This window comes from Bacillus sp. 41-22, from assembly GCF_025809295.1.
GTDB classification, from domain to species: Bacteria; Bacillota; Bacilli; order Bacillales; family Bacillaceae_G; genus Bacillus_A; species Bacillus_A mycoides.
Genome location: NZ_CP084035.1, coordinates 454,082 through 480,333 on the forward strand (window position 1 = coordinate 454,082; position 26,252 = coordinate 480,333).

Below are 26,252 nucleotides of genomic sequence, written 5' to 3' on the forward strand. Positions count from 1 at the left end.
ATTCTTATTGAGAAAAAGAATCAAAATCGAAACCCCTATAAAACGACGAAAGCTGCCATCCATAATGGATAGCAGCATTTCTGTTGAATCTGATTTTAATAGTTATTATGTTGTAGTTATTCTATAGTATAGCATATGTTTTTCTTAGATGATATGTTTTTGTTTTAGTATAAAGTGAAACTTTAATTAGTGGGGGTTTTGTTCATCCCACGCTGATTATTAGCCCTCGCCAATCGGGCTTTTACTGCCCGGCGAATAGCGGGATAAACTGAAAACTTGTGTTTTCGCATTTCCTTTGGTATATATGAATATTGTTCATAAAAAGGTCGGAAAGGAAGACATCAAGTTGAAGACAGAGAAATTTTTTACCCATCCGATTGGCGTGTTTATTGCTGCAATAGTAGCAACATTTTTATGGGGAAGCGCATTTCCCTTTATTAAATTAAGCTATGCTGAACTTGGAATTCAGCCACAAGAAGTCGGGGAACAAATATTATTTGCTGGCTATCGCTTTTTCTTATCTGGTGTAATGCTCTTATTATTTTTTAAAGCGTTAGGAAAAGATATGAAGTTCAAAAAAGGAACAGGAAAGCAGTTAGTTCAAATTGGCTTGTTTCAAACTTTTCTTCAATATATATGTTTTTATATTGGAATGAGTTACAGCTCAGGAATTGAAGGAGCGATTATTTCAGGAACATCATCATTCTTTCAAATTTTACTCGCACACTTTTTATATAAAGATGATGCTCTAAATAGGCGAAAAGTAATTGGAGTAGCTATCGGTTTTTGCGGTGTGATTTTAGTGAATGTACCGAGTGATGGAAGTTTATCATTTCATTTTGGAATAGGTAGCTTATTACTTCTTGGGGCAGCCATGATGTATTCGTATGGAAACATATTAGCGAAAGAAGGTAGTAAAACATTAGATATTGGGTATATGACAGCATATCAGATGATTTTCGGATCAATTGGGTTGCTATGTATAGGTGCATTTCAAGTTGGAATGATGCCATTCACATTTAATCTACATGCAATACTTATGCTCTTATATTTATCGTTCTTATCAGCAGCCGGATTCTGTATATGGAATACAATTATGAAGTATAACAAAGTAGGGAAAGTCTCGATGTATATGTTCTTTATACCAGTGTTTGGTGTGCTACTATCAAGTCTAATTTTAGGGGAAGCAATCCATTCCTTTGTACTATTTGGTTTAGCATGTGTCGCAGCGGGAATTATTGTAGTAAATCGTAACCCGGTTAAAAAGAAAGTTGAGCAAAAAAAACAAGTAGCATAGAGAACAGAAAAACGATTAAAATGGAAGAACAGTATTGTTCTTCTTTTTTTACATAGAAAAAGGAGAACGTGATATATGTAACGAAAAAAGTATAGAATAAAGCATTTATTGAGGAGAACATATTATGAATGTACTTTACATTGTGTTAGTCGGGCAAATTATTCTTTTTTTAATGGGAGCAATTTATGCAATAGGACAGACGAAGAGAACGAGAAATAATATGCCGTTACCTTTAGCAGTTCGTCTTATTCTTAGTTTTTCTTTAACAGGAAGTGCAATTTGGATATGGTTACAAGATCCATCGGCTGAGTACAGTACGTGGGTTGCACTCGGTATGACTTTATCAACTGTAGGGGATTTATTTATGGCAGGATTAATTCCAATTGGTCATCGATTAATTGGAGGAATGGTTACTTTCGCTCTTGCACATTGTTTCTATGTGAAAGCATTTTTACAAACAGGTATTTCATGGAATGGTTTTTGGATCGGTTTATTCGTATACGGACTCTTTCTAATTATAGGGTGGTTTTTCTTTATTCGAAATGAAAAACAAGACAAACTTTTTACAATAGGCGCTCTAATTTACGGTTTGTGGGTTGGAGGAATGGCATGTTTTGCATTCGCCTTATATTACGAGAATATAGGAATATGGTGGATACCAGCACTTGGTGGTTTACTGTTTGTGATTTCTGATTTTATTATCGGCGTGACAGATATCGGAGGGCGCAAACTGAAGTATGAACCGCTTTGGATTTGGTTTACATATGTCGCAGCGCAGATGTGTATTGTATATGTAGGATTATAAAAAGATACTCTCAAAAATAGTTGATAGACTATTTTGAGAGTATCTTTTTTATTGCTATGCTATTATATTTGTTTGTTTAATTTGTGCAGTATCTTATACTTTCTAAGCATAAATTTCATAGGAAAAGTCCTGTTTGATAGATGGAAAATATAGTATATAAAAATAGTGAATTTATAGGGATTATTATTTTATATTTGTAATATTCTAATGTTATAATTCAGAATTTTGTGGAAATTAACCAGTCGGAGTACTTATAATAAAAATAAAAAGATGATGAGATGGTGGAATGATGCAAAAGAAAAAATGTTTGCGTGAATTCTTTGAAATAATTGCAATTGCATGTTTATTAGTGTTTTTGGCAAAAATCTTTTTGTTTTTCCCTACGACTGTAAAAGGAGCATCGATGAGGCCGACGTTACAAGATGGAGATAAAGTAATTATTAATAAACTTGCAAAGAGATTTGAAAGTTATGAGAGAGAGGATATTATTGTCGTGAAGACAGATAATTTCTATGTGAAGAGAGTTATTGGATTACCAGGAGATGTAATTGAGATGAAGAATGATCAATTATATGTTAATCATCAAGTGAAAAATGAAGAGTATTTAAAGAATAATAAAAAACAGGCAGAAAAATTACTTATCAATTTAACTGAAGATTTTGGACCGATTACAATTCCTAAAAATAAAATTTTTGTGATGGGAGATAATCGTTTAGTTAGTAGGGATAGTAGGAACGGCTTAGGGCTCATTGATAGAACAGAAGTATTAGGAAAGTTCATGGCGATATATTATCCATTTGAACATGTGAAAATTGTAGATTAAAAATAAGAAAAACCAAGCGAATTAGTTGCTTGGTTTTTCTTATTTAAACAGTTGGTGTTTTATTTATTGTTTCTTGTGAAGCAATATGTTCATTATTTTGGTCGATATTTAACATGAATTTTCGTTGTAACAATTGCAATTTAAAGAGTGTTAAAGGATCATGATAAGTTTCTGGGTTTGTTCTTAGCTTTGTTAATGTTTGCTCATCTTCTTGTATTTCAAGTTGGGCCGCTTCTACGGTTTGTTTCAATATGCTAAGAGGGTCTTTAAAGAACATCATGATATCCCGTTCTAGCGCACCTTCAAATACTTCAAATTGAAGGAAGAATTGTTTTGAAATCATCTGAGCAACTTCTGTATAATCTTCTGTTTCAATATATTGTTTATATTTATTTGATAGCATAGATTGATTTTTTTGCATATTACCGAATAATTTCCCTGCACTCTTTAAGAAAAATTGTGTCGGTGTAAAGCGTAATAAAATATTGATGTTAGCTACTGTAATTCTATTCGTCATTCTTGCAACATCTCTATCCCAGTCATCTAGTAATTTGAAATCACAAGGAAGTTTAATACGCTCTTCCTCATAGAGCTTATTAAAGGTATCGCTCATTTCATCTAAATAAGCTTGAGCTTGAATGAATTCATTATGAGCAGTTTCAATCCATTCTTGAATAGACCCAGTAAATTTAGGAAGAAGCACTTGCTGTACATGTTTTTGAATTCTTTCATTCATTGCTACATTTAGTTCTTCATGGACCAGTTTGAAATCACTATCTTCTTGAACGAGGTCAGAGCAACTCTGCAACAATTCAGGAATTTGAGAATGTATATCCTGCGTAATCTCTTCTTTCGTTAAGAGATAAGATTCTGTAATAGAACGAATTTTATCTTTTTGAATGGCAGTAAGATTATTAATAAAACCATCAAGTTTTACTAAAATATGTTTATTCCAGCGAACGGATTTCACTAACGTATTTTCTAATTCCACACGCTCATTTACAAGGTATGCAATTGTTTTTTGGATAAACCATAATAATTTTTCAATGCGTTCTTTTTCCACGTTACGCTTAGTAAGGTTAGAAAGAATAGAGTCTGTTACGTTACCTAGCTGTTCACTACTCTCTTGTGAAGGAGAGTAAGGGAAAAAGTGTGCTTCTGGGAAATGTACGAGTATTTTCTTTTTAATGCTGTTCGTGATATTTTCACTAGTATTCGTATCAATTGTTTGTAAGACGAATTTAATTTGTAAATTTGGTACTTGCTCACGAATATATAATAATGTATCGAGCTCTTCATCATGTAATGGTGAAGCTGAATTTAGGACATAGATGAGACTATCTGCTGCCTGTAAGTATTCAAAGTGAGAGCTGTTTTTGTCAAGTTGTCCATGCACAGTAGGTGTGACAAGGAATGAAAACTTATTTTTTCGTAAAAATCTACTTGGTAATTTAACTTCAATACATTTTCTTTCTAGTTTTGACTGAGAAGGTACCGCTAGTATGTTATGAAGTTCGTCAAAGTTTGGTATATTTCGTATATCTAGTTCTGTAAGCTCAGTTATTTCAGTTTGACTATCATCTTTAAATGTAATTGAAGTTGTTATAGCCTCATTTAATATATTTTCTCCTAGTATAGAGTTAATAAAGGCTGATTTATCATAATCGCTAGCTCCTGCTACTAGAAGTTGTGTAACAGTTAAATCGTATAACTCACGAACAAGTAGTGTGAATTGATGACCTAAATCTACATCATTCTTCTCAGCCCATACAGCAATCGTTTCAAATAATGCTGATACGTCTGCCATATCAACATTTGCATGAGCTGATGCATTTGAAAGTAAGGCACCTGCGCTTTTTACGAGTAATGATTCTAGAGTTGTCGGTGAAACTTCATTCCATGCTAATACTGCTGCGGAGACAAGTAAAGAATCTTCCGCTCTCATTAAACTAAACCAATTTGTTAATAAATCTGGTACAAGTCCTTGTAATTCGTGCATGAAATGTTGTCCAGTGATCAATTCGAAGTACGTCTCTTGATAGCGAGTAGAAATTTCATTCCAATCGTCATGAGCATCTACTTCAACATGTAAGAATAGGTGATTTATTGTTTGAATCCAAGGGAGATGGAATGATTCATTTTCATAGCTGTTCCAAAGTGAGATAACAAGCTCTTTAAATTGAACTTGATCAATTGTATATAAGGCTTTTAAAGATTCATAGAAATACTCAGGTTTAATTTTTTTAGTAAAGCCTCTGTTCACATAATTGATTAAAGTATCGAACCAGTGTAATGATTTTGTTCGAATTCCTTCTTGAACAGCGAGTTCAATAGCATTATTCCAATCTTCTTGTTTTTCATAGAACGATCGAGCGATTGCAGTAATATTTGGATAGTCTGGTTGAAATGCAACAGCCTCGCTAATCGTCTTAAATGCTAGTCCTAAACGATTTTGCTCTATATAAAGGGAAAGAAGTTGTAGGGAAACTTCCATTGTAAGAGTTGTATCTTCTGTTTGGATAGATGTATAAATTTCTTCTGCTTTTGGCAAGAAATCTAATTCGAAATAAGCATCTGCAATATTCTTCATAGCCCAGAGAGCAAGTTCATTATTTACTTTCTCCCATTTGAATATAGCGGCTTCAAAGTCGTTAGTTTGAAAATAAACTTCACCTTGTGCAAAGCGAATATTAGATATATTGGAGAATTCATTTTTTGATTCATTTATATATGCTTCACCGAGTACTTCCGCTACCGGAATGGAAGAGTCTTCTGTTAAAAATGTTTTATAGTAAATCTTTTGGATAAATTGTTTTTCAATGGTCATGTTCGTTCCCCCTGTATAATTTAGAAAAATGATGTTGTATGTAAAAGGGTGCATGTTACTCTAATAGGTAGAAGTTGCATTATATAGACCAAACTATGTTTTTGCTAGATATATCATTTTTCTTGAGAGTTAAACCGTTGCAAAAAGTAACTTCCCTTTATTGTAACAAAAAAATAAGCCTATGAATTTTTATTTTTTTATCTCGCTATTTATAGGCAGTAAGACTCCTACTCCAAAATTGAGCGAATGCAAGGAAGTTAAGTGGGAGACCTGCTGCCCGTAAAATCCCGATTGGTTCAGGCTAATAATCAGTGGGGATGGATAAAAAACCACCGATTAAATCTCTATTTAAGGAATGGAATAGAAGTAGAGTTCATTATAAAAACAATGTATAGTGAATATGTATACCATGTTTGTCTTAAAGATAGAATGGGCACAATATGGGATAACGATCGTGTATAGGATGTGTCTTCCGAATGGAACAACATATTGGCGAGTTAATCGCACATTATGGATATTTTGGAATTATTATAGCTTTAGCTGGCGGGATTGTTGGATTACCTATACCGGATGAGTTTTTATTGACTTTTATTGGATATAACATTTCAAAAGGAGTTATGTCAGGAACAGCTGCTTTTTTAAGTGGAATGGCAGGTGCAATGCTTGGCATTACATTAAGTTACATATTAGGTTTAAAACTTGGGCTCCCTGTTTTAAAAAAATATGGTCCGAAAGTTAGAATTAAGGAACATCATATTGAAAAAACACATATTTTATTTGAAAAATACGGTCCATTTCTTTTAATGATTGGCTACTTTATACCGGGAGTACGTCATTTAACAGCATATTTTGCTGGAGTTTCAAATTTAACATTGTGGCGATTTTGTTTGTATGCTTACGGTGGTGCACTAATTTGGATAAGTGTTTTTATTGGCTTAGGTTGGAAACTGGGAGAAAAGTGGCGCTTTGTTGAATATAGTTTACATCATTATGGAATATGGATTTTATTAGTTTCGGCAATTGTAATATTGATTGTGTGGATTTACATAAGGAAAAGAAAAAACCGCTAATAATAGCGGTTTTTTTAGCTGAAAGCAATAAATAATACACCAGCTGTAATAAAGACTACACCAATACCGGTCATAAAGTTTAACTTTTCACCTAATATAATCATCGCGAGAATAATGGAAAATACTACACTTAATTTATCGATAGGTGCTACTTGTGAAACTTTTCCTGTTTTTAACGCAAGAAAATAAAATAGCCATGACGAAGCACCAGCGATTCCACTTAATGTGATAAATAGCAGTGCTTTTTTATTTAGGAGGACATCACCGATATTTTGAAATTTACCTTGTATAATAATAACTCCTACCATAAATAATGCCATAATAATAGAGCGAACCGTTGTTGCGACGTTGGCATCGATTCCATCTAAGCCAATCTTTCCGAAAATAGATACGAGGGCAGCAGCAATTGCTGATAATAGTGCGAATAATAGCCATGAACTCATAGTGAAACTCCTCCAATCTTACATTATTATACATGAAAATCATTCTCATGTATAAAAACGAAATAAACCCCCGCCCTATATTTTTAATAAGGTGGGGGTTTATTATACTACTCTGCTATTTCTTCATATAAAAAGTACGTTACATTATAAATATGCTCTACTTCATCATCCGTCATAAATAATAATTCGTCACGTTCAATCCCTTTTTTCTTTTCAATAAACTCAATCATGTTTTTTCGTTCTTCTCTTTTCATCAATTTTAATTTCTCCCCTCAATCTGTTTTAATACAGTTTATTTAAGTTACTGCTATTATATAACAGAATCTTTAGAAAGTTCCACCTATTTTATTGTTTTTTTCAGAAGAATCTTTCGACAAAACAAGCCCACCTAAGGGGGCTTGTTTTTATTTTATAGTCGTAAAAACTCGGGCTCGGTCGTACCAGCACCATCGATGTAATAAATTGTATCGGGATTGATTTTTATTAGTACGTAATTAGGGTCTTCCGCACCGAGTAACCAGCGTTTTAAGCTATTAGTCCAAAATTTGTTTTTTAATGTTTGATCTTCTTCGATGGAAGCTATACCTTCAACTTCAATGTAATCCTCATCTAATTTCTTTCCTTCACGTCCAAGTAGTACATGTACATTGGGGTTTTTTTCAATATCTGTTATCTTTTTTGAATTTCGATCTGTTGCAACATATAGTACAAAATCTTCGTGGAAAAACATCATAAAGGCGCTATGTGGCTTATCGTTACGTACAGTAGATAATACACCAGTGCGTTGACCTTGAATAATAGTTGCGATTTTTTCTTTTAAGTGCATATTTTTAGCCTCTTTTCATAATTCATAATTTTTTCTGTCTGGACAAGATAATTTAAATATCTTTCATACTGTTTTCTTCAATCCGATTTTTTAAACGTAATTGTGATGAAATCGGACAAGTTAGGAGATGAATAATAATAATATCGAGGAGAAATACATACGATGGAAGGATGAAAAGCATGTTTAATAAAATATTTCTCATAGTAGCGCTTATAGGTGTACCACTTTCTGTAATCGGAAAAACACTTCATTGGCCACAAACTATTATGTTTGCTGTATACTGCATTACTATTATTGCATTAGCTGGTTTTATGGGGAGGGCGACAGAAAGTTTAGCAATTGTTTCTGGGCCTCGGATAGGTGGTTTATTAAATGCAACTTTCGGTAATGCCGTGGAACTTATCATTTCAATTTTTGCACTCCAGGCAGGATTAACAGAAGTTGTTTTAGCTTCCTTAACTGGTTCTGTACTTGGAAACTTATTACTGGTAGGAGGGTTATCCTTCTTTATAGGTGGCCTTAAGTATAAAAGACAAAGTTTCAATGTTTATGATGCAAGACATAATTCAGCTTTATTAATATTTGCTGTTGTCGTAGCCTTTGTTATTCCAGAGATTTTTTCAATGAAGATGGATGCTGGAAAGACGTATCAATTAAGTATTGGTGTTTCTATTATCATGATCATTATGTATCTTGCTGCATTGCTATTTAAGTTAGTTACGCACCGTGGTGTATATCAACATAAAAGTGATGAAGTAGCGCATGAGGAAGAGCCAGAGTGGTCCAAAGCTAAAGCGCTACTCATTTTAGCGATAGCAACACTTGCAGTTGCTTATGTGTCAGAGGCACTCGTACATACTTTTGAAACGGTTGCAAAGTCGTTTGGCTGGTCAGAGTTATTTATAGGGGTTATCATCGTTGCGATTGTTGGTAATGCAGCAGAACATGCATCTGCAATTATTATGGCGTATAAAAATAAAGTGAATATCGCCGTTGAAATTGCAGTAGGTTCTACATTACAAATCGCTATGTTTGTTGCTCCTGTATTAGTACTTCTTTCGATGCTTTTTGCACAAAAGATGCCTCTAGTATTTACAATACCAGAACTTGTTTCTATGATTACAGCTGTTTTCTTAACTATCGCCATTTCAAATGATGGGGATACAAACTGGTTTGAAGGAGGCACTTTATTAGCTGCGTATGTCATTATGGGAATTGGTTTTTATTTATTATGAAAAATAGGGATAACAATGCTTCAGAGGGAAAACACTAAATACAGTAATTTATATACCTTTACGTAGGAAGGAGCCAGACAGGTGAAACGAGTATACAGCATATGTCTTTCAACCATGGTCTCGTTTATTTTATTATTTCCTAACAGTAGTTTTGCAAAGACAACGGTAGAAGTAAAAATGCCTTCATCTGTTTTAAATATTTCAAAGGATAATACATTTCCAAATGACGCACAAGATTTACCGCGTTTACAGCCAAGTAAGTTTGCGCAAGAACTATTGAAAACAGCAAATATCAAAATTGAAAACCCAGATTTAATTCGAATGTTTAATGAAACGACAATTTCGAATGCACCGCTTGCAGTAGGGTACCGAGCGAAAATTTATTTAGGGCAATGGGCATTAAATTATGAGTCAATAGACACATCGATTAATTGGGAATATAAGCAAGTAAATCGAAATGTATATGATAATCGCGGAGGGGATCGCTTATACCCACTTCGCTATAAGCAAGAAACCCAAAAGACAATCGAAGGTGATTTAACAGCAGATATGAAAGATACTACAGATGTGAAAAAAATGATGCTTCTAAAAGCGCTTGAAAAAGTACAATTGCCACTTTCATTTAAAACAACCATTGGTTATGGTACCGGACATGAGCGTGTTTATAATATTAGTCCAAGTCAACTTGGATATTTATATGCGTATACACCAGCAGTAAATGAAAAAGGAAAAGTAACATTTGGAGAAGTCTACCTTGTGTTAAAAGGGAATCAAAAAAAGCTTGTCGTGAAAAATATTACATCTCAAGGAATCGGAGCCGCTATTCCAATTCATGATCATTTATTTTTTAAATTTGTTTCTTCATCGCATGCACAATGAAATAAAAAACGTCAGCCTATAAGCTGACGTTTTTTATTTATCCCGCTATTTGCGGGCAGTAAAACTCCCACCTCAAAATTCGGCTGGAGCAAAGAAGTTAGGTGGGAGGCCCTGCTGCCCGTAAACTCCCGATTGGTGTGGGCTAATAATCAGTGGGGGATGAACAAAACAACCACTGATTAAAGTTTCACTTTATAACATAATGTTTGATGTTTTTGATAAGAAATCTTCTTTTGGATAGTAGCTATTTTTTACAAGAACGTTTGGTCCAAGGCATTTCACGGCAGGACAATGGCAACTTAATGATTTTGCTGTTTTTGAGTCACACCATTTGTCGTAAGCTTCTTGTAGTGTATTTGTTTGTACATTACCTAGAAGCGGGACATCACCGAAGTCGGTCACGATAATATTTCCATCGAAAATATTTACGTTCAAACGAGAACGACCATCTGGATCATTGCGGACAGTTACATTTTTACTTTCATGTAATTTCTTTAGTGTAGCTAAATCGTGTTCATTATCACTACATGCATAGAAAGGTAATGTTCCGAATAACATCCACACATTTTCATCACGGATCTCTAATAAATGTTCAACTGCATTTCGAATTTCTTCTTTTGTTAAAATTTCAAGTGTGCTAGCGAAGTCACTCGGATACATCGGGTGAACTTCATGACGTTTACAGCCCATTTCTTCAACGATTTGACGGTGAATATGTTCAATATGTGGTAGAGTTCGTTTGTTTAACATAGTTTCGGCTGATACGAGTACACCTGCCTCTGATAGAGCTTTACTATTTGTAATCATTCTTTCAAATAATTTAGCGCGCTGTTCATAAGTAGGCTTACGCTCCATCATTGCAAATCCGCCTTCAACGAAGTCATCGATTGTTCCCCAGTTATGTGAAATGTGCAATACATCTAAGTAGGGAATAATTTGTTCGTAACGTGCTAAATCTATAGTTAAGTTTGAGTTGATTTGAGTGCGAACGCCTCGTTCATGGGCGTATTTTAAGAGTGGTGTTACATAGTTGTCGACGGATTTTTTTGAAAGCATAGGTTCTCCGCCTGTAATACTTAAAGAACGTAAATGAGGAATCTCATCTAATCGTTTTAATAAAAGCTCCATCGGAAGCGGGTTTGGATCTTTCGGCTGTAATGTGTAACCAACAGCGCAATGCTCGCAACGCATATTGCATAACGTCGTCGTTGTAAACTCAACGTTTGTTAATAGTAGTTTGCCGTACTCTTCAAGGTCCATATACGCTTCCCATGGATCGTAAGAAGGAGTAATCGGCTTCATTATTTGTGATATCGTCATATGAAATACTCCTTTGACTATTGAAATAACAATTTGTCCATTCTCTATAATAGAAGAATATGTGCTTTTTATAAAGTGAAACTTTTTTGTGAAAAAAGAGAGAGGGCTTACATTATAATGAATTACTGTGACGAAATTGATGAAATTACATGCCCATAGCAATCATTTTTGCGGTATAATAAAAGCAACTCGAATTAAAAGGAGAGTGCCTTCATGGGAAAAGCAATTCAAGGTAAAGATTCACAACTAGTATATTTGAAAGAACGTTTAAATATGTTCATTGAAGTAATTGATACGATTGAACCAGAAGAGGTAGAATTAGAAGATGTAGATCGTCTTCTTGCAATGTTAGATGAATTAGAACTGAAATGTGAGCAATTTAAAAAAGACGAATAATATATTAAAAAGGCTGCCACTACAAAATTGGCAGCCTTTTTCTGTACGGATAATAGAAGGAATATAGAAAAAAAGGTATAATCAAGTTGTGAAAAATTTCATTTAACCTTTAATGGCGTGAAATAAATAAACAGCTGAAGAGTATAACAATGGAATTTTCATTTCATAACGTTTTGGTAGCGTTCACAATTGAGGGGGAAGTAACAATGGAAAAGCTTCAAGAAAGCATGTATCAACTAATTGTTGAAACGTCAACGAACTTACCGAAAGATGTTCGTCGTGCGATTCAACAAGCGAAAGAGCGAGAAAATGCAGGAACTCGTTCAGCGATGGCACTTGGCACAATTACGAATAACATTAAAATGGCAGATGATAATATCTCGCCAATTTGTCAAGATACAGGGATGCCAACGTTTAAAATTTATACACCAGTTGGTGTGAATCAATTAAAAGTGAAGGAAGCTATCTATAGTGCGCTTGAGCGGGCGACAAAAGATGGTAAACTTCGTCCAAACTCTGTTGATTCTCTTTTTGGAGACAATAGCGGAAACAATTTAGGACCAGGTACACCTGTTATTAAGTTTGAACAATGGGAAAAAGATTACATTGATGCACGTTTAATTTTAAAGGGCGGCGGTTGTGAGAATAAAAATATTCAATATAGCCTGCCTTGTGAAATAGAAGGACTTGGACGAGCTGGGCGTGATTTAGAAGGAATTCGTAAATGCCTTCTTCATGCAGTATATCAAGCGCAAGGTCAAGGGTGTAGCGCAGGAGTAATCGGCGTCGGTATCGGGGGAGACCGCACATCAGGTTACGAATTAGCAAAAAATCAATTATTCCGTACATTAGATGATGTAAATCCAGTTCCAGAATTACACAAACTTGAAGAGTACGTATTAGAGAATGCGAATAAGCTTGGCATTGGTACGATGGGATTTGGCGGAGAAACAACTTTATTAGGTTGCAAAGTTGGAGTATATAATCGTTTGCCAGCGAGCTTCTACGTATCTGTTGCGTATAATTGTTGGGCATATCGTCGTCTTGGTGTAACAATTCATCCTGAAACAGGTGAAATTATGGATTGGTTGTACCAGGAAGGTGAAGATACACTTCAGCAAGATGCTGCGCAAGAACAAACAGAGCAGCGTGAAATCGTATTACAAGCTCCAATTACAGAAGAGCAAATTCGTGAACTTCGTGTTGGTGATGTTGTTACAATTAACGGCATGATGTATACAGGACGTGATGCGATTCATAAACATTTAATGGATAACGATTGTCCAGTAGATTTAAAGGGACAAATTATTTATCATTGTGGTCCAGTTGTAGTGAAAGATGAAAATGATAATTGGCAAATTAAAGCGGCAGGTCCAACGACAAGTATTCGTGAAGAGCCATATCAAGGCGATATTATGAAAAAGTTCGGTATTCGTGCTGTAATTGGTAAAGGTGGTATGGGTGCTAAAACATTAGCAGCTTTAGAAGAACACGGTGGTGTGTACTTAAATGCAATTGGTGGTGCAGCGCAATATTATGCTGAATGTATTAAAGAAGTGAAAGATGTTGATTTCTTACAATTCGGTATCCCAGAGGCAATGTGGCATTTACGTATCGATGGTTTTAAAGCAGTTGTAACGATGGATTCTCATGGTAAAAGTCTACATGCTGATGTTGATAAAACATCACTTGAAAAATTGGCGAGCTTTAAAGAACCTGTATTTAAGTAAAGAGAAGTGCATCTCGAATTATTCGAGGTGCATTTTTTTGGTATATATAGAAAAACATGTTCAGCATGAAAGAAAGCAGGGAAACAGAAACTACAGGTACGATTATATATGGAAAGGAGACTATTTATGAAATATAAATGGTTATATATAGGTCTCATTTTTTCAATTATGATGGCACTTGTTCCAGTTTCAACATTTGCTTATACGAATACACCACATAACTGGGGAATCCCACGTCCTAAAAATGAAACGGTGCCAGATGCAGGGAAACTATATACAGAATTACTACAAAAAAATGGTGGGTTTTATTTAGGAGATACGAAGAAAAAAGATATTTATTTAACATTTGATAATGGATACGAAAATGGATATACAGGAAAGATTTTAGATGTACTGAAGGAGAAAAAAGTACCAGCAACTTTCTTTGTGACGGGACATTATATAAAAACACAAAAAGATTTATTATTAAGAATGAAAAATGAAGGACATATTATTGGTAATCATTCTTGGAGTCATCCAGATTTTACAACAGTAAATGATGCAAAACTTCGTGAAGAATTAACGAGCGTAACGGAAGAGATTAAAAAAGTTACTGGGCAAAAAGAAGTGAAATATGTACGCCCTCCGCGAGGCGTGTTTAGTGAAAGAACGCTAGCGCTTACGAAAGACATGGGATATTATAACGTGTTTTGGTCGCTTGCATTTCTTGATTGGAAAGTAGATCAGCAAAGAGGATGGCAATACGCTCATAATAATGTAATGACTATGATTCATCCAGGATCTGTTTTGTTACTTCATGCAATATCAAAAGATAATGCAGAAGCACTTGCGAAAATCATTGATGATTTGCGCGAGAAAGGGTATCATTTTAAAAGCCTAGATGATTTAGTAAAAAGCAATCAACCGTAAGCATGTATGCTTGCGGTTTTCTCATGCTATAATGATGTGTAAAAAGGATGGGGAAACGTATGTGGAGCGAACATGTTACGTTAGAATATCCGTACCATTTTGAGGAAGTACTAAAGCGTTTATCTTTCGACCCGTTAAACGTTATTCAATTAGACGAGAAAGTAATTTATGTCCCGCTTTTTATAGACGAAGAACAGATTGTTGTTCGTTTGCAAGGGATTGGTACTGTTCAAAATCCACAGTTTTGGATCTCTAGTCAGGCAGGAGATCAAGAGAAAGTAATGAAACGAATGAGATCCATTTTTCACTGGAATGAACCGTTTCAAAATATACAAAATCATTTTTTAAACACATCATTACGTCCACTATTTGAAACATATGCTTATACTCCAATTATTTTAGAATTTGATTATTTCGCTTGTCTTCTTCGCTGTATTATTCATCAACAAATAAATTTGAAATTTGCTACTGTGCTAACAGATCAATTTGTAAAACGATATGGGACAGAGAAGAACGGCGTTTTCTTTTTCCCAACACCAGAAAGAGTAGCAAACATTTCAATAGAAGAATTGAGAGAGCAGAAGTTTAGTCAGCGAAAAGCCGAATATATAGTAGGATTAGCAAAACATATTGTAGGCGGTAAATTAGATTTAGCAAGGATACAAAACGAAACAGAAGAAGAAGTATCGGCACAATTGTTACCAATAAGGGGTATTGGAGCATGGACAGTGCAAAACTTTTTAATGTTTGGGCTTGGTCGGAAAAATATGTTTCCAAAAGCAGACATTGGAATTCAGCGCGCAGTGCAAGGTGTATTTCAATTAGATAATAAGCCTGATGATGCATTTTTAGAAAAAGTGAAACAAGAGTGTGAACCATATTGCAGTTATGCAGCGTTATATTTATGGAAAAGTATAGAGTAGAGGTGTAATAATGATACAAAAGCAACAAGAGAGTAAGTTGGAAGTTGGTCAAACGTTTCCTGTGACAATTAAACGTCTTGGGATTAACGGAGAAGGCGTTGGTTATTTTAAGAGACAAGTTGTTTTCATTCCAGGGGCATTACCAGGAGAAGAAGTTGTTGCTGAAGCAACGAAAATTCAGCGTGGCTTCGCTGAAGCGAAAGTGAAAAAAGTTCGTAAATCCTCACCACATCGTGTGAAAGCACCATGTTCAGTATATGAGGAGTGTGGTGGCTGTCAATTGCAGCATTTAGATTATAAAGAACAATTAAATCAAAAGCGTGATATCGTTGTACAAGCATTTGAGAAGTACATGAATAACAGTCTGGAAGAGAAAATTCGTCCGACGCTTGGTATGGAAAATCCATGGCATTATCGTAATAAAAGTCAATTGCAAGTGGGGCGTAAAGACGAAAAGGTTATTACAGGGTTATATAAGCAAAACTCACATCAGTTAATTGATATTTCTCATTGCATGATTCAGCATAAAGCAACGAATGAAGCGACAAAAGTTGTAAGACGTATATTAGAAAAATTAAATGTTTCTATTTACAATGAGAAAAAACAAAAAGGTTTAGTACGCACAATTGTGACACGTACTGCAGTTCAAACAGGGGAAGTGCAAGTCACACTTATTACAACAAAAGAAGAATTACCAAATAAAGATCAATTTATCGCAGAAGTGCAAAAACAAATGCCAAGTGTTAAATCAATTATGCAAAACGTAAACTGGCGTAAAACATCTGTTATTTTCGGTGATAAAACATTTAAATTAGCTGGAAAAGAAGTAATTCAAGAAACACTAGGTGATTTATCATTTGAATTATCAGCACGCGCATTCTTCCAATTAAATCCAGAACAAACAGTTGTTTTATACGATGAAGCGAAAAAAGCAGCTGCTTTAACAGGAAACGAGAAGATTGTGGATGCGTATTGTGGTGTCGGTACGATTGGACTTTGGCTTGCGAATGATGCAGCGGAAGTACGTGGTATGGATGTAATTCCAGAAGCGATTGAAGATGCAAAGAAAAATGCAAAACGCCACGGATTCACAAATGCAAAGTATGAAGCTGGTAAAGCGGAACAATGGTTACCAAAGTGGGTAAAAGAAGGCTGGCGTCCAGATGTCATTGTTGTCGACCCACCGCGTACAGGTTGTGATGATAAATTACTTGAAACGATTTTAAAAGTGAAACCGAAACAAGTTGTTTACGTGTCTTGTAACCCTTCCTCATTAGCACGTGATGTGGAAACATTAATGGAGAGCTATGAAGTGGAGTATGTACAACCAGTTGATATGTTCCCGCATACTGCGCATGTAGAAAATGTAGTGAAACTTGTTAGAAAGTAACATTCAATAAGGATATGTCCCTCACAAAGCAGGAGCTATGTGAGGGTATATTTTATTTAGCGAATGGAAGTAAGGAGAATATAATGAACAATTATAAATTGACGATTCAATATGATGGTGCGCGTTATAAAGGGTGGCAACGTCTTGGTAATAATGACAATACGATTCAGGGGAAAATCGAAAGTATAATATCTGAAATGGTCGGAAAAGAAATTGAAATTATCGGCTGTAGTAGAACGGATGCTGGTGTACACGCTTTGAATCAAGTAGCTAACTTTCAAAGTGATGAGAAGTTAGTAGAACATAAAGTGAAAAAGTATTTAAATCAATATTTACCAAATGATATTAGTATTACGAGTGTAGAAGAAGTACCAGATCGTTTCCATGCTCGTTACAATTCTAAAGCAAAAACATATCTTTATAAAATTTGGAATGAAGAGCATACGAACCCATTTATGCGTAAATACAGCATGCACGTGAATAAACAATTAAATGTGAAAAGCATGAAAGAAGCTGCGAAACATTTAGTTGGTTCACATGACTTCACTGCCTTTTCAAATGCAAAGTCTAAGAAAAAATCTATGGTTCGAGAAGTGTATACACTTGATGTTTCCGAAGAATCAGGATTTGTACAAATTAGAGTAAGTGGTAACGGATTCCTTCATAACATGGTGCGGAAAATTGTTGGAGCATTAATTGAAGTTGGATTAGGGCAATTAGAGGCGGACGCAATTCCAAACATTTTAGAGGAAAAACAACGTAATCAAATTAATTGTCTTGCTGAGGCGAGTGGATTGTATTTGGAGAATGTTGAATTTTAATAATAAGTAAAAAAAATCGAGCTGATAAGGCTCGATTTTTTTGCACTCTGAAATTAAGAAGATTTCTCTTTCTTCATACGTAGCTTCAAATTCCAAAAAGCAGCAAGCATAATAGCTGCAAAGGAGCCGCTAATTGTGCCTAAGAGCTTTGCATGAGGAAAGCTGCTCATATCAATGAATAGTATTATACATAGAATGGTAGGGAAAAGACCTAAGTAGTGTAATAACTTCAACTTCTTATCATTACTCATATACATTGCCCCTTTCTAGCATATTATACGTTTATTATAACATATTTTACCAGTTTCTTTGCGCTTGGAGAAAGATTCATTTCATATGTGTAAGTGCAATTTTTTAATTCGATATTGTAAGTTTTGTCTACTCAATCCTAAAAATTTTGCGGCTTGTGAGATATTACCTTTATTTTCTTTAAGAATTTGATGGATATATTTCTTTTCCACTTCTTCGATTATACGTTTTAAAGTTTGTGGCGTATCAGTATTGTGACTAGTTAGCGGAGTCTGCATATTCAGTTCCTTTTTTGCTAGTTCGCGAAAGTGCGTTGGCATATGGAACGCTGTAATGATATCTTCATCTTCTATTAAGTTCATGGAGCCTTCAATTATATGTTCTAGTTCTCTCACATTACCAGGCCAATCGTATTTATAGAAGAAGTTATTTACGTTTAAATCTACATCTTTTACGCTAAGATCAAATTGGATATTGTATTTTTCAATAAAGTGTTGAACAAGATATGCAATATCTTCTTTTCGTTCCCGTAAAGGTGGAAGACATAAAGTAACAACGCTTAATCGGTAATATAAGTCTTGTCTTAATCGATTGTGTGCTATGGCTTCAAGAGGATCTTCATTAATAGTTGCTATAATACGAACATCAATTTCTTTTTCTTGTGTGCCTCCGATTCTTCGTATTGTTTTTTCTTGTATAGCCCGCAGCAATTTAGCTTGAAGTGCTGGGCTTAATGAGTTGATTTCATCTAATAACAAAGTTCCCCCATTTGCCTCTTCAAATAAACCAGGTTTATCTATTGCTCCTGTAAAAGCACCTCGATTTGTACCAAATAGTAAACTTTCCATTAAGGTTTCTGGTATAGCGGCACAGTTTTGCGAAATAAATGGTTTTGTTGAACGCTGGCTTTCATTATGGATGCTTTGCGCAAATAGCTCTTTACCGGTCCCTGTTTCCCCGATGATAAGTATGGAGGATGGCGTACGTATTACTCTCTTTGCTTCTGTAATGACCGATTGAATAGCTCTAGAATCACCAATTATGTGATCAAAGGTAAACTTAGTATTTTGTTTTCGAGAAAGGTTCGTTTTCATTGTTTGCTTTAAATGACTAATCTCTTTTGAAATTTCAATAGCGCCTTTAATTTTTCCATTTTCTATTATAGGAAAAGTATCGTTAATCGTCGTAATCTCTTGTCCTTTATTGTTAAAATACGTTTGTTTTATATTTTTGTTTGTTTTTCCAAGTTTTAAAGCCTCTATAAGAGTACTATTTTTATTTTCTTCAAATGCAAATACTTCTAAAGGATTTTTATCTAGCACATCTAAGCGATCCATTGATTCAATTTCCATCATTTTACGGTTATAGATAATCGTTTTACTTTCCTCATTAATAATATGGATCCCAATATCTAGTTCATTGAGTAAAGTTTCGTATAGCACATTCATTTCAATAATCTTTTTAAAATTGATTTCTTCTGTATGCATGTATTATCTTCTCCTCGTTATACCCTATGAAGACTGACTTTTTATAATTTTATTAAAATTCTCATAAAATCGCAAAATTTTTTTGCTATTTTCTCTTAAAAATTTTCAAATGATAGAAAATTTTTGCGGTTATGCAGATTTTTTTCGTAAGAAATACTAATTTTACATAGGTATTGAGGTTGGTACGTATTTTGCATGAATAGTAGTTAAGATCTCTAAATTTAAAGAGTAGGGGGATTATGAATCTTTATAGTGTATGCAACGTTTCAGTTTCAATTAATAAGAGGGAGGAATTTATAAAGTGAAGACGGTTATAGAAGGCGTGTATAGTCCTTGTTACGGGAAAGTAGAGAAATTATTTGTTACTGAAAGTTCTTACGTATATGAGTGGGAAAAATTAGCGTTAATTGAAACAATAGATAAGCAGCAGGTGGAAATTAAAGTGGGAATCAGTGGTTATATCGAATCATTAGAAGTGGTAGAAGGACAAGCTATCGCTGATCAAAAACTATTAATAACAGTGAGGGATGACCTTTTAATAACAGGTAGTGATTAATATAAGTAGTATGTATTTTTGCTCTTTTAAATAATTATTTTTACTATGAAGAATTTTAAAAACGCTTACATTAAATGGGTTTGCAAAGTGAAAAGGGGGGATTTATATGATGGATCAAAACCAGGGATTAAAAAGAGAATTGAAAAGTCGGCACATATTTATGATTGCACTCGGAGGGGTTATTGGTACTGGGCTTTTTTTAGGATCCAGTTATACAATTCATGAAGCTGGACCTGGAGGAGCGATTGTAGCGTATCTTGTCGGTGGATTTGTTATGTATTTAACGATGCTCTGTCTTGGAGAGTTAGCGGTTGCGATGCCTGATGCAGGATCGTATCAAACATATGCTACAAAACATATTTCACCTGCAGCGGGTTATGTAGTGGGATGGATGTCGTGGCTAAACTGGACGGCTACGATAGGCATTGAATTAATTGCAGTTAGTATATTAATGAAACGTTGGTTTCCAGATGTATCATCATGGATTTGGTGCGTAGTGTTTGCCGTATTGCTCTTTGTTATTAATGCGTTATCTTCAAGAAGTTTTGCGGAGGTTGAATTCTGGTTTGCAAGTATTAAAGTAATTACAATTATTGCATTTATCATTTTGGGCGGGGCAGCAATGTTTGGTTTTTTAGATATGAAAGGAAATGAACCAGCGCCGATGTTTTCTAGCTTTACTGATTATGGTGGATTGTTCCCAAATGGGTTATCAGCCATTTTAATTACGATGATTGCAGTTAATTTTTCCTTCCAAGGAACAGAACTAGTTGGTATTGCAGCTGGTGAGAGTGAAAATCCAGAGAAAACTATCCCAAAGGCAATTAATAATACAGTTTGGCGCATACTTATTTTCTTTGTACTATCTATTTTTATTCTTGCGGGACTATTTCCTTGGCAGCAAGCAGGAGTGATAGAAAGTCCATTCGTAGTTGTATTTGATAAAATTGGTATTCCTTATGCGGCTGATATTATAAATTTCGTTATTATTACAGCTGTACTATCAGTTGCGAATTCAGGATTATATGCAACTTCCCGTATGCTATGGTCTATGTCTAATCAAGGAATGATTAGCCCGATTTTTGGTAAGTTATCTAAAAACGGTGTTCCTATTTATGCATTGATTGTAAGTACGTTTGTAGGGTGTCTCTCATTACTATCAGGTATTTATGCGGAAGATACAGTTTATTTATGGCTTCTTTCTATTGCTGGGTTTGGAGCGATATTAGTTTGGGCATCTATTGCTTTATCTAACCTATTAGCTAGAAGGACATACGTGAAGCAAGGGGGAGATATTAAGGATTTGAAATTTAAAACACCACTGTATCCATTTGTTCCAATTCTTGCTTTAGTGTTAAATTTAACAGTAATTGTAGCTATGGCTTTTATTCCAGAACAAAGAATGGCATTGTATTGTGGTATTCCATTTATGATTGTTTGTTTACTGTTTTATCGTGCTACTAGAAATAAGAGAAGTAAAGTAGAACATACTGAAAAGACAAATACAACCGAATTAGAAAGTTTATAATAGTGATTAATTTGGAGACTGTAAGATTGTAAACAGTCTCTTTTTTTGTAAAAATAAAGCTGGAAACATACTACGTATGCAAAGGGGAATTAGCAATGAATCGAGAAGTTTCACAGCTATTAGAACAGATTGATTTACGAAAAGAGGAGCTACTAGAACTTACAAAAACTTTAATTCGTTTTGAAACACCAGCACCACCAGCAAGAAATACAAATGGGGCGCAAGAATTTGTAGCGGAGTTTCTAAAAAAACGAAATTTTAGTATTGATAAATGGGATGTATATCCAAATGATCCGAATGTTGTTGGAGTGAAAAAGGGGACAGCAAGTGAGTCACATAAAAGTCTCATTATTAATGGACATATAGATGTTGCAGAAGTATCAAAGGACGAACCGTGGGAAACAAAGCCGTTTGAGCCGTTTATAAAAGATGGTTGGTTAGTTGGGAGAGGCGCGGCAGATATGAAAGGTGGACTAGCTGGAGCCTTATTTGCTATTCAGCTTTTAGAAGAAGTGGGGATTGAATTACCTGGAGATTTAATTTTTCAATCGGTAATTGGCGAAGAAGTAGGAGAAGCAGGGACACTTCAATGTTGTAAGCGTGGTTATGATGCTGATTTTGCAGTAGTAGTTGATACAAGTAATTTACATATGCAAGGGCAGGGCGGCGTAATTACTGGATGGATTACAGTGAAAAGCCCGCAAACGTTTCATGATGCAACACGTAGACAAATGATCCATGCTGGAGGACGTCTATTTGGAGCGAGTGCGATTGAGAAAATGATGAAGATTGTCCAAAGCTTACAAGAATTAGAGCGTCATTGGGCAGTCATGAAAACATATGAAGGCTATCCATCTGGAACAACAACAATTAATCCAGCTGTTATTGAAGGAGGACGTCATGCGGCATTTATTGCGGATGAGTGCCGATTGTGGATAACCGTACATTTTTATCCAAATGAAACGCATGAACAAATAATAGAAGAAATAGAAGAGTATTTAGGAAAAGTGGCAGCAGCAGATCCATGGTTAAGAGAGAACCCACCACAATTTAAGTGGGGCGGAGAATCAATGATTGTGGATCGTGGCGAAATTTTTCCTTCTTTAGAAGTAGATAGCGAACATGTTGCTGTCAAAACGCTAAGTTCAGTACATGAATCTATTTTATCTAAAAATGCAATTTTAGATATGTCAGCAACGGTAACTGATGGCGGATGGTTTAGTGAGTTTAACATTCCAGCTGTTATTTACGGACCAGGTACATTAGAAGAAGCTCATTCAATAAATGAGAAAGTTGAAGTTGAGCAGTTAATTGAATTTACAAAAGTAATAACAGCGTTCATATATGAATGGTGTCATACAAAAAAATAGATTAGTATATTGAAATTGTACAGGTATGTACTTGTACGCTTTTTTAGTGAACTATTTCAGAGTTGAACATAAACAACTGAAATAGTTCTTTATTTTTCTATGTTTTTCGTTTTATTTCAATTAATTTCTCTTTAGCTAATTCAACGGCAATCGCATCATCTAAATAGCCGATTGGAAAAAGATAATCGGGGATAATGTCTGTTGATAAAATGAAATATAGTAAGGCACCCCCAATAATTGCACGCTCTTCGGTTGAAATGGTTTCTGTACAAAATTGTTGGTACATATTTGTTAATTGCTCAATGAAAGGACCAGCACTATCAATTTGTTCTATTTTACTTTTGAAACTCTCGTGAATACGTTTTTCGCCTTCAGTAGTTTGAGCATAGCGCTCGTAATTTTCAAGTTCTTGTTTTACACGAGTTGTTGTGTATTCGAAGTCGAATAGGTTAGAGGATTGTAATGTTTGTTGAATTGTATCGAGAGATGTGTACATATCTGCTTTTTCCTTATTTATGTGTGGAGAGTTAGGGTACATTTCATCAAGTAATAATTGCGGTGGAACTTGTAGACAGTTTGCGAATTTTTGTAAATGGTTTTGCTTCGGTTGTTGTTTGCCATTAATTATTCTTGAAATTGTTGCAGGATCAATATTTGTAAGTGTTCCTAGTTGGCGCATAGATAGAGCACGCTCCTTTAACAGTTTCTTTATTAATTTACCGAGCCGCTCATTTGGATTTCCATTGGGCATAATGTAGGCACTCCTTTTCTATTGTCTATCGTTGAAAAAATGTTGAGCATTTATTACAAGTATATGAAACAGACAGGCACAGTTGCTCAACATTTTCATAATATGCAACGAAAAGTGAGAAAAGGGGTGACTGTACGATGAGTACGGCAGGTTTATTTTCAATTTTTTTAATCGGGATTGCGTCTAATTTAGATAATGCAGGTGTTGGGATTGCATATGGCATTCGTAAAATTCGAATTTCGTGGCTTAACAATTTTATCATCGCATTTTTTGGATTTTTATTTACTTTACTAGCTGGATTTTTTGGGAATTGGATCGCATTATTTATTTCAGAGTTCACAGCAAACATTATTGGAGCAGTCGTTTTAGGAATAATCGGGGTGTTTATTTTATGTCAGCCTTTCTTGAGTCAAAAAGATACCGTAGAATCTAAAGATAGTAGTGTACTTATGGGGGTTTTACGTGATCCAGAAAAAGCAGATTTTGATGGTTCTAAAACAATTAGTTTTTCTGAAGCAATTGTTTTAGGAGTTGCATTGTCCATAAACAATATTGCAGGTGGATTTGATGCTGGAGTAACAAATTTAAATCTTTGGCTTACGGCATGTATTTCTGGAGTTTTTAGTTTTATTTGTATTAGTGGTTTTACGTATGTTGGTAAAAGATTTTTAGCTGAATACTTAGGGAAATGGGCAACTATAATTGCAGGTGTGTTATTAATTCTTATTGGAATTGATCAATTGTTGTAAGAAGGATAGGGAAAACAGTATTCGAGTATTTCCTTGGAAATACACTAAAAAATTGCATATATCGACGTGAAATCTTTTCACGGTAATGAAAGATTGTAAGTATTATACAAATCTTTGGTGTAAAAAGGTTTAAAAAAGTAAAAGCACCTGCATAGGTGCTTTTTAGCGTATATCTTCAATTAGTTGTGCACATTCTTCATCATGCATACTGTACTCACTTAAAACTTGAATACAAAGCCATTTCAGTTCTTCAATACTATGCTCAAGTTCTTCGGGAAGTACATGGTAAATGTCTTCAAGTCCCATTCCGAAATGAATAAGTTCTAATACTTGATCATCGATGTTCCGATCCATTAATAGTTCAAGCACTTCTAAATTGAATATGTATCGGTGAGATTCATCGAGTGAAACAACTTTTAGTTTCAAACTTTCTACAATACTCAATATAAAAAGAAGAATTGTTTTTTCGAGAACAGGTTGTTTCTCCATTTGAAATATGAGTTTCATCTTTTACACCTCCACATACAGCGCTAGGTTGTACTATATTATTCAGGAGGGGGGAGCAAATATGCATAATAAAGAGAACTTTTATTACTGTTTTTTTGAATTGTGTTGATGCCTAGTAGAACGGATTTTTTGTGAAATAAAAAATCCTGCCAATATAGCAGGATAACTTCTAAATTAAAACATACTCCAACCTTCTTGGGCAGAAAGTAATTCAAGAATTTTAAAACCAGCGATACTATTTCCGTTTGCATCTAAAGCTGGTCCGAAAATACCGATTCCCATTTCGCCTTTTACGCAGCCGAAAATGCCGCCCGCTACACCACTTTTTGCAGGGATTCCAACACGAATTGCAAATTCACCAGATTCATTATACATCCCGCAAGTAACCATAAATGTTTTACAAATTTTCGTAATATGTTTAGGGATGATCTGTTTCTTTTTATAAGGATCATATCCATCCATTGCAAAGATTAAACCAATACGTGCTAGGTCGATACAGTTAACCTCAATTGCACATTGACGCGTATATAAATCCATAAGTTCTTCAATATCGTTATCGATGATGCCATTTTGTTTCATATAGTAACAAAGAGAACGGTTTAAGTAAGCTGTTTCTAATTCAGAAGTGGCAACTTTAGAAGAATAACTAATAGTAGGATTGTCTGTTATATCACGCACAAATTGAAGAATGCGTTCCATCTTCTCCTCGTTATCATTACCAGCTAGCATACTTGTAATAGCTAATGCACCCGCATTAATCATTGGATTAAGAGGCTTGGAAGAACTTGTTGTTTCAAGCTTAATAATAGAATTAAATGGGTCACCAGTTGGTTCCATTCCAACTTTAGAAAATACATATTCTTCACCACGGTCTAAAAGGGCAAGAGCAAGTGTAATTACTTTAGAAATACTTTGAAGAGTAAATAGTGTTTGTGAGTTACCAGCATGGATATATTCTGTTTCTTTATGGAAAATGGCAATCCCTAGATCATTTGGATTTGCATTTCCTAGTTCGGGGATATAAGTAGCAAGTTTTCCTTTTTTCGTATATGGTTTTACTTGTTCTAACAACTGCTGTAAGTTGTTTGTTTCAATGCACTGCATAGTACCAACGCTCCTATTTAGAATTAGCTAAGTTTACTTTTCCCGATATGCTCGGAAATAAATAATAACATGAAAAAGTGGAATGATAAAACGAAAGTTGAATGTTCTATAGTGAGTCTTCAGTTTCGATTATTCCGTGTTATAAAAGGAAAATTTTCCTTTTATATAACAGTTTGGAAATAGGAGATTTATCCATAAAAAGTTCGGAAATAAAAACTACACATCTATACAACTATATGTTATTATGGTTATGTAAT

Annotated in this window: 26 protein-coding genes; 16 read left to right on the forward strand and 10 right to left on the reverse strand. The window is 34.7% G+C overall.

Annotated elements, in window-relative coordinates; all coding sequences use genetic code 11:
* The first annotated feature begins 346 nt into the window (after nucleotides 1-346).
* The 3 genes from LCF45_RS02340 (at nucleotide 347) to lepB (ending at nucleotide 2,925) form a co-directional block, all read left to right on the forward strand.
* Nucleotides 347-1,297 (forward strand): DMT family transporter, encoded by a 951-nt coding sequence (locus LCF45_RS02340; protein ID WP_263894504.1) that lies wholly within the window; start codon nucleotides 347-349, stop codon nucleotides 1,295-1,297.
* Between the two features lie 124 nt (nucleotides 1,298-1,421).
* Nucleotides 1,422-2,102, forward strand: a complete 681-nt coding sequence (locus tag LCF45_RS02345) for a lysoplasmalogenase (protein ID WP_002029577.1) — start codon at nucleotides 1,422-1,424, stop codon at nucleotides 2,100-2,102.
* A gap of 286 nt (nucleotides 2,103-2,388) precedes the next feature.
* A complete protein-coding gene (lepB, locus tag LCF45_RS02350) occupies nucleotides 2,389-2,925 on the forward strand; it encodes a signal peptidase I (protein WP_002029576.1) in 537 nt (178 codons plus the stop codon).
* 43 nt (nucleotides 2,926-2,968) lie between these two features.
* Here the strand turns inward: lepB and LCF45_RS02355 are convergent, their stop codons facing one another.
* Nucleotides 2,969-5,752: a tetratricopeptide repeat protein gene (locus tag LCF45_RS02355; RefSeq protein WP_002125014.1), complete on the reverse strand. Its 2,784-nt coding sequence runs from the start codon at nucleotides 5,750-5,752 to the stop codon at nucleotides 2,969-2,971.
* A 476-nt stretch (nucleotides 5,753-6,228) separates the two neighbouring features.
* On the opposite strand from LCF45_RS02355, the gene LCF45_RS02360 reads away from it, so the two are divergent.
* Nucleotides 6,229-6,822 (forward strand): DedA family protein, encoded by a 594-nt coding sequence (locus LCF45_RS02360; protein WP_002029574.1) that lies wholly within the window; start codon nucleotides 6,229-6,231, stop codon nucleotides 6,820-6,822.
* Nucleotides 6,823-6,836: 14 nt separating this feature from the next.
* Here LCF45_RS02360 and LCF45_RS02365 read toward each other — a convergent pair whose 3' ends face one another.
* The 3 genes from LCF45_RS02365 to LCF45_RS02375 form a co-directional block, all read right to left on the reverse strand.
* Nucleotides 6,837-7,265: an EamA family transporter gene (locus tag LCF45_RS02365; RefSeq protein ID WP_002029573.1), complete on the reverse strand. Its 429-nt coding sequence runs from the start codon at nucleotides 7,263-7,265 to the stop codon at nucleotides 6,837-6,839.
* A gap of 107 nt (nucleotides 7,266-7,372) precedes the next feature.
* Nucleotides 7,373-7,519, reverse strand: coding sequence for a BH0509 family protein (locus LCF45_RS02370; protein WP_000817786.1), 147 nt, complete (start codon nucleotides 7,517-7,519; stop codon nucleotides 7,373-7,375).
* A gap of 155 nt (nucleotides 7,520-7,674) precedes the next feature.
* Nucleotides 7,675-8,091 (reverse strand): pyridoxamine 5'-phosphate oxidase family protein, encoded by a 417-nt coding sequence (locus LCF45_RS02375; RefSeq protein ID WP_002125015.1) that lies wholly within the window; start codon nucleotides 8,089-8,091, stop codon nucleotides 7,675-7,677.
* Nucleotides 8,092-8,270: 179 nt separating this feature from the next.
* Here LCF45_RS02375 and cax point away from each other — a divergent pair, with 179 nt between their 5' ends.
* Nucleotides 8,271-9,326, forward strand: a complete 1,056-nt coding sequence (gene cax / locus LCF45_RS02380) for a calcium/proton exchanger (protein WP_002169228.1) — start codon at nucleotides 8,271-8,273, stop codon at nucleotides 9,324-9,326.
* Nucleotides 9,327-9,407: 81 nt separating this feature from the next.
* Complete coding sequence (locus LCF45_RS02385) at nucleotides 9,408-10,205, forward strand: YfkD famly protein (RefSeq protein WP_002125017.1); 798 nt, start codon at nucleotides 9,408-9,410, stop codon at nucleotides 10,203-10,205.
* 192 nt (nucleotides 10,206-10,397) lie between these two features.
* On the opposite strand, the gene yfkAB is transcribed toward LCF45_RS02385, so the two are convergent.
* Nucleotides 10,398-11,525 carry a radical SAM/CxCxxxxC motif protein YfkAB gene (gene yfkAB / locus LCF45_RS02390; protein WP_002125019.1) on the reverse strand — a complete coding sequence of 376 codons (1,128 nt, stop codon included), beginning with the start codon at nucleotides 11,523-11,525 and terminating at the stop codon, nucleotides 10,398-10,400.
* Nucleotides 11,526-11,738: 213 nt separating this feature from the next.
* On the opposite strand from yfkAB, the gene LCF45_RS02395 reads away from it, so the two are divergent.
* The 6 genes from LCF45_RS02395 to truA all read left to right on the forward strand — a co-directional run bounded on the left by LCF45_RS02395 (nucleotide 11,739) and on the right by truA (nucleotide 17,694).
* Entirely contained in the window at nucleotides 11,739-11,921 is a 183-nt protein-coding gene (locus LCF45_RS02395; protein ID WP_002010264.1) for an SE1561 family protein, read from the forward strand.
* A gap of 206 nt (nucleotides 11,922-12,127) precedes the next feature.
* A complete protein-coding gene (gene fumA, locus LCF45_RS02400) occupies nucleotides 12,128-13,651 on the forward strand; it encodes a class I fumarate hydratase (protein WP_085960607.1) in 1,524 nt (507 codons plus the stop codon).
* A 126-nt stretch (nucleotides 13,652-13,777) separates the two neighbouring features.
* Complete coding sequence (gene pdaA, locus LCF45_RS02405) at nucleotides 13,778-14,560, forward strand: delta-lactam-biosynthetic de-N-acetylase (protein WP_002029593.1); 783 nt, start codon at nucleotides 13,778-13,780, stop codon at nucleotides 14,558-14,560.
* Nucleotides 14,561-14,619: 59 nt separating this feature from the next.
* Entirely contained in the window at nucleotides 14,620-15,483 is an 864-nt protein-coding gene (locus tag LCF45_RS02410; protein WP_002125025.1) for a DNA-3-methyladenine glycosylase family protein, read from the forward strand.
* A 10-nt stretch (nucleotides 15,484-15,493) separates the two neighbouring features.
* Complete coding sequence (rlmD, locus tag LCF45_RS02415) at nucleotides 15,494-16,873, forward strand: 23S rRNA (uracil(1939)-C(5))-methyltransferase RlmD (protein ID WP_002029595.1); 1,380 nt, start codon at nucleotides 15,494-15,496, stop codon at nucleotides 16,871-16,873.
* A gap of 83 nt (nucleotides 16,874-16,956) precedes the next feature.
* Nucleotides 16,957-17,694: a tRNA pseudouridine(38-40) synthase TruA gene (gene truA / locus LCF45_RS02420; protein WP_002125027.1), complete on the forward strand. Its 738-nt coding sequence runs from the start codon at nucleotides 16,957-16,959 to the stop codon at nucleotides 17,692-17,694.
* 53 nt (nucleotides 17,695-17,747) lie between these two features.
* Here truA and LCF45_RS02425 read toward each other — a convergent pair whose 3' ends face one another.
* On the reverse strand, nucleotides 17,748-17,945 hold the full coding sequence (locus LCF45_RS02425; protein WP_002125029.1) for a hypothetical protein: 198 nt from the start codon (nucleotides 17,943-17,945) through the stop codon (nucleotides 17,748-17,750).
* 81 nt (nucleotides 17,946-18,026) lie between these two features.
* Nucleotides 18,027-19,430, reverse strand: coding sequence for a sigma-54 interaction domain-containing protein (locus LCF45_RS02430; RefSeq protein WP_002186862.1), 1,404 nt, complete (start codon nucleotides 19,428-19,430; stop codon nucleotides 18,027-18,029).
* Nucleotides 19,431-19,731: 301 nt separating this feature from the next.
* Here LCF45_RS02430 and LCF45_RS02435 point away from each other — a divergent pair, with 301 nt between their 5' ends.
* From LCF45_RS02435 to LCF45_RS02445, 3 genes are all read left to right on the forward strand, one after another.
* Nucleotides 19,732-19,986, forward strand: a complete 255-nt coding sequence (locus LCF45_RS02435) for a biotin/lipoyl attachment domain-containing protein (protein WP_002010281.1) — start codon at nucleotides 19,732-19,734, stop codon at nucleotides 19,984-19,986.
* A gap of 106 nt (nucleotides 19,987-20,092) precedes the next feature.
* Complete coding sequence (locus LCF45_RS02440) at nucleotides 20,093-21,514, forward strand: amino acid permease (RefSeq protein WP_002125032.1); 1,422 nt, start codon at nucleotides 20,093-20,095, stop codon at nucleotides 21,512-21,514.
* Between the two features lie 95 nt (nucleotides 21,515-21,609).
* Nucleotides 21,610-22,884: an acetylornithine deacetylase gene (locus LCF45_RS02445; RefSeq protein WP_002169222.1), complete on the forward strand. Its 1,275-nt coding sequence runs from the start codon at nucleotides 21,610-21,612 to the stop codon at nucleotides 22,882-22,884.
* Nucleotides 22,885-22,981: 97 nt separating this feature from the next.
* On the opposite strand, the gene LCF45_RS02450 is transcribed toward LCF45_RS02445, so the two are convergent.
* On the reverse strand, nucleotides 22,982-23,635 hold the full coding sequence (locus LCF45_RS02450) for a helix-turn-helix domain-containing protein (protein WP_002029602.1): 654 nt from the start codon (nucleotides 23,633-23,635) through the stop codon (nucleotides 22,982-22,984).
* A gap of 137 nt (nucleotides 23,636-23,772) precedes the next feature.
* Between LCF45_RS02450 and ytaF the strand changes: the two genes are divergently transcribed.
* Nucleotides 23,773-24,384 carry a sporulation membrane protein YtaF gene (gene ytaF, locus LCF45_RS02455; RefSeq protein ID WP_002125037.1) on the forward strand — a complete coding sequence of 204 codons (612 nt, stop codon included), beginning with the start codon at nucleotides 23,773-23,775 and terminating at the stop codon, nucleotides 24,382-24,384.
* 162 nt (nucleotides 24,385-24,546) lie between these two features.
* Here ytaF and LCF45_RS02460 read toward each other — a convergent pair whose 3' ends face one another.
* Nucleotides 24,547-24,891: a DUF3969 family protein gene (locus LCF45_RS02460; RefSeq protein ID WP_002125038.1), complete on the reverse strand. Its 345-nt coding sequence runs from the start codon at nucleotides 24,889-24,891 to the stop codon at nucleotides 24,547-24,549.
* Nucleotides 24,892-25,065: 174 nt separating this feature from the next.
* Nucleotides 25,066-25,995 carry a glutaminase A gene (gene glsA, locus LCF45_RS02465; RefSeq protein ID WP_002029606.1) on the reverse strand — a complete coding sequence of 310 codons (930 nt, stop codon included), beginning with the start codon at nucleotides 25,993-25,995 and terminating at the stop codon, nucleotides 25,066-25,068.
* Between the last annotated feature and the right edge of the window lie 257 nt (nucleotides 25,996-26,252).